Genomic DNA, 4,783 nt, shown 5'->3' with positions numbered 1-4,783 from the left:
CCAAACTCCGCTTCCATTCCTTATGTACCTTGTGACTGCTATGAAATGACCTTGCTTGCGGGTGAAGCCCTCGACCGATTCGTATCTGTCCGCTCCACGTATCACTACGCTTCCACGCCAGACCGATCTACCTTGTCTTCTTCAAGGGGTCTTACTCTGTTGTCCAGATGGGATACGTTATCTTGAGGCGGGCTTCGCGCTTAGATGCTTTCAGCGCTTATCCCTTCCCGACTTGGCTACCCAGCGGTGCTCCTGGCGGAACAACTGGTACACCAGCGGTCGGTTCATCCCGGTCCTCTCGTACTAAGGACGAACCCTCTCACGTATCCTGCGCCCGCGGCAGATAGGGACCGAACTGTCTCACGACGTTCTGAACCCAGCTCGCGTACCGCTTTAATGGGCGAACAGCCCAACCCTTGGGACCGACTTCAGCCCCAGGATGCGATGAGCCGACATCGAGGTGCCAAACCTCCCCGTCGATGTGAACTCTTGGGGGAGATCAGCCTGTTATCCCCGGGGTAGCTTTTATCCGTTGAGCGATGGCCCTTCCACTCGGTGCCACCGGGTCACTAAGCCCGACTTTCGTCCCTGCTCGACCTGTCCGTCTCGCAGTCAAGCTCCCTTTTGCCTTTACACGCACCGCGCGATTTCCATCCGCGCTGAGGGAACCTTTGGGCGCCTCCGTTACCTTTTGGGAGGCGACCGCCCCAGTCAAACTGTCCGCCTGACACTGTCCCTTCACCCGCTTCAGGGTGATAGGTTAGAATACTAGTACCTCAAGGGTGGTATCCCAACGCCGACTCCACTCAGGCTGGCGCCCAAGCTTCTCCGTCTCCCACCTATCCTGTACATGACGTACCCGTATCCCATATCAAGCTACAGTCAAGCTCCACGGGGTCTTTCCGTCTAACCGCGGGTAACCTGCATCTTCACAGGTATTACAATTTCACCGGGTCTCTCGTTGAGACAGCGCCCAAGTCGTTACGCCTTTCGTGCGGGTCAGAACTTACCTGACAAGGAATTTCGCTACCTTAGGACCGTTATAGTTACGGCCGCCGTTTACTGGGGCTTCAATTCGAGCCTTCGGGTTCCCCCTAAGCCCTCCTCTTAACCTTCCAGCACCGGGCAGGCGTCAGCCCCTATACTTCGCCTTTCGGCTTCGCAGAGACCTGTGTTTTTGCTAAACAGTCGCTTGGGCCTTTTCACTGCGGCTCTTCTCAGAGCGCCCCTTCTCCCGAAGTTACGGGGCCATTTTGCCGAGTTCCTTAACGAGAGTTCTCCCGCGCGCCTTCGTGTTCTCCACGCGCCCACCTGTGTCGGTTTCCGGTACGGGCACCTGCTGCATCGCTAGAGGCTTTTCTCGGCAGTGTGAACTCTGGGACTTCGGTACTGTTCTTCCCTCCCCTTCACAGCTCACGATTCCCAGGATGCGCATTTGACTACATCCCTCGCTCGCTGCTTGGACGGCCTCTTCCATCCGGCCGCTTCCCTCATCCTCCTGCGTCACCCCTTCGCTCAATCGCTCTCGGTGGTACAGGAATTTCAACCTGTTCTCCTTCGACTACGCCTCTCGGCCTCGCCTTAGGTCCCGACTTACCCTGGGCGGACGAGCCTTCCCCAGGAACCCTTGGGCTTTCGGCGGAGGGGATTCTCACCCCTCTTTTCGCTACTCATACCGGCATTCTCACTTCCACTCGCTCCACATCGCCTCCCGGCTCTGCTTCTCCGCCAGTGGAACGCTCCCCTACCATGTCTCCATCCAGAGCTTCGGTGTCCGGTTTAGCCCCGTTACATTTTCCGCGCAGCGCCACTCGACCAGTGAGCTATTACGCACTCTTTCAATGGTGGCTGCTTCTAAGCCAACATCCTGGTTGTCTGTGCAACGCCACATCGTTCCCCACTGAACCGGTACTTTGGGACCTTAGCTGTTGGTCTGGGCTGTTTCCCTCTTGACCACGGGTCTTATCACTCGTAGTCTGACTGCCAGGTTCTTCGACATTGTGGCATTCGCAGTTTGACTGAGCTTGGTAACCCTCGCGGGCCCCGCACCCAATCAGTGCTCTACCTCCACAACTCATCCCCTGACGCTAGCCCTCAAGCTATTTCGGGGAGAACCAGCTATCTCCGGGTTCGATTGGAATTTCTCCCCTACCCCCAGTTCATCCCCTGGCTTTTCAACGCCAGTGGGTTCGGGCCTCCATGCGGTGTTACCCGCACTTCACCCTGACCAGGGGTAGATCACCCGGTTTCGGGTCGATGACAACAAACTATCTCGCCCTCTTCAGACTCGCTTTCGCTTCGGCTTCGGCTCCTTCGCCTTAACCTCGCTTGTCATCATCACTCGCCGGTTCATTCTACAAAAGGCACGCCGTCACACATCTCTGTGCTCCGACTGCTTGTAAGCACACGGTTTCAGGTTCTCTTTCACTCCGCTCCCGCGGTTCTTTTCACCTTTCCCTCACGGTACTATCCGCTATCGGTCGCCAAGGAGTATTTAGCCTTAGGAGGTGGTCCTCCCGGATTCCCACGGGATTCCTCGTGTCCCGCAGTACTTGGGGTCTGTTTCACGCTCTTCTGTGCCTTTCGAATACCGGGCTTTCACCGTCTCTGGCCGGCCTTCCCATGCCGTTCTCCTAAACACAGCCTCGCGCTGGCTACCTGCAGCTCGCCCTAACAGCCCCGCTACCCCGTATACGCATCGACTGCAGTCTGTACCACGCATACGGTTTGGGCTCCTCCGCTTTCGCTCGCCACTACTTACGGAATCGCGTTCGCTTTCTCTTCCTCGAGGTACTTAGATGTTTCAGTTCCCTCGGTTGCCCCCTTATGCCTATGTGTTCAGCATACGGTACTAGCGCTTCCCGCTAGTGGGTTCCCCCATTCGGACATCCACGGCTCCATGCTCGCGTACAGCTCCCCGTGGCATTTCGGTGTTCGCCCCGTCCTTCTTCGGCTCTTGGCGCCTAGGCATCCTCCGTGCGCTCTTCCTAACTTCACCGTCCATGACTTCCGTCATGTTACCTGCTTCCATACTTCTCGGTTACCAGGTTGCAAGGTCATTTCATATGCAGTTGCCAAGGTCCTTGAGTTCGCGAATCGTTCTTTCGAACCACTCGCTCCCTCAAAACTAAACACACATCCACCGCCTTCTTCCTAGTTCTCCGTAGAAAGGAGGTGATCCAGCCGCACCTTCCGATACGGCTACCTTGTTACGACTTCACCCCAATCATCCGCCCCACCTTCGGCGGCTGGCTCCCCTAAGGGTTACCTCACCGACTTCGGGTGTTGCCGACTCTCGTGGTGTGACGGGCGGTGTGTACAAGGCCCGGGAACGGATTCACCGCGGCATGCTGATCCGCGATTACTAGCAATTCCGGCTTCATGCAGGCGAGTTGCAGCCTGCAATCCGAACTACGAACGGCTTTCTGGGTTTGGCTCCACCTCGCGGCTTCGCTTCCCGTTGTACCGCCCATTGTAGCACGTGTGTAGCCCAGGACATAAAGGGCATGATGATTTGACGTCATCCCCGCCTTCCTCCGACTTACGCCGGCAGTCACCTGTGAGTCCCCACCTCTACGTGCTGGTAACACAGGTCAAGGGTTGCGCTCGTTGCGGGACTTAACCCAACATCTCACGACACGAGCTGACGACAACCATGCACCACCTGTCTCCTCTGCCCCGAAGGGAAGGTACATCTCTGCACCTGTCAGAGGGATGTCAAGCCCTGGTAAGGTTCTTCGCGTTGCTTCGAATTAAACCACATGCTCCACTGCTTGTGCGGGCCCCCGTCAATTCCTTTGAGTTTCAGTCTTGCGACCGTACTCCCCAGGCGGAGTGCTTATTGGGTTTCCTTCGGCACTGAGGTGTATCCCCCCAACACCTAGCACTCATCGTTTACGGCGTGGACTACCAGGGTATCTAATCCTGTTTGCTCCCCACGCTTTCGTGCCTCAGCGTCAGTCACTGTCCAGCAAGGCGCCTTCGCCACTGGTATTCCTCCACATATCTACGCATTTCACCGCTACACGTGGAATTCCCCTTGCCTCTCCAGCACTCAAGTCATGCAGTTTCCAAAGCCATCCCATGGTTGAGCCATGGACTTTCACTCCAGACTTACACAACCGCCTACGCACGCTTTACGCCCAGTGATTCCGGACAACGCTTGCCCCCTACGTATTACCGCGGCTGCTGGCACGTAGTTTGCCGGGGCTTCCTCACTCGGTACCGTCTCCTAAGGAGCTTTCCACTCTCCTTATCGCTCTCCCCGAGCAACAGAGCTTTACAACCCGAAGGCCTTCTTCGCTCACGCGGCGTTGCTCCGTCAGGCTTTCGCCCATTGCGGAAGATTCCCTACTGCTGCCTCCCGTAGGAGTCTGGGCCGTGTCTCAGTCCCAGTGTGGCCGGTCACCCTCTCAGGTCGGCTACGCATCGTCGCCTTGGTGAGCCGTTACCTCACCAACTAGCTAATGCGCCGCGGGCTCCTCTCCCAGCGCTGCATTTGCAGCTTTCCTCACAAGAAGATGCCTCCTCGTGACCTATCCGGCATTAGCACCCGTTTCCGAGTGTTATTCCGGTCTGAAAGGCAGATTGCCCACGTGTTACTCACCCGTCCGCCGCTGACATCCGAAGATGTCCGCTCGACTTGCATGTATTAGGCACGCCGCCAGCGTTCGTCCTGAGCCAGGATCAAACTCTCAATGAAATCTCACTATCCCGCATACGCGAGACAGATAAACTGGCGTGGTGTGTGTTTAGTTTTCAAGGAGCGACGCTGCCGTTCGAG

2 rRNA genes are annotated in these 4,783 nt (G+C 56.9%); both read right to left on the bottom strand.

Going from position 1 to position 4,783, the window contains the following annotated elements:
* Positions 1–58: 58 nt before the first annotated feature.
* Positions 59–2,998: ribosomal RNA gene (locus C7445_RS14030) — 23S ribosomal RNA — on the bottom strand.
* A gap of 169 nt (positions 2,999–3,167) precedes the next feature.
* Positions 3,168–4,702, bottom strand: a 16S ribosomal RNA gene (locus C7445_RS14025).
* Together the 16S and 23S rRNA genes form the textbook arrangement of a ribosomal RNA operon.
* Between the last annotated feature and the right edge of the window lie 81 nt (positions 4,703–4,783).

Origin of the sequence: Alicyclobacillus sacchari, assembly GCF_004366795.1 — a bacterium.
Classification (GTDB): Bacteria; Bacillota; Bacilli; order Alicyclobacillales; family Alicyclobacillaceae; genus Alicyclobacillus; species Alicyclobacillus sacchari.
Note: the sequence above shows the minus strand (reverse complement) of the source record. Positions and strands in the feature narration are given on the sequence as shown.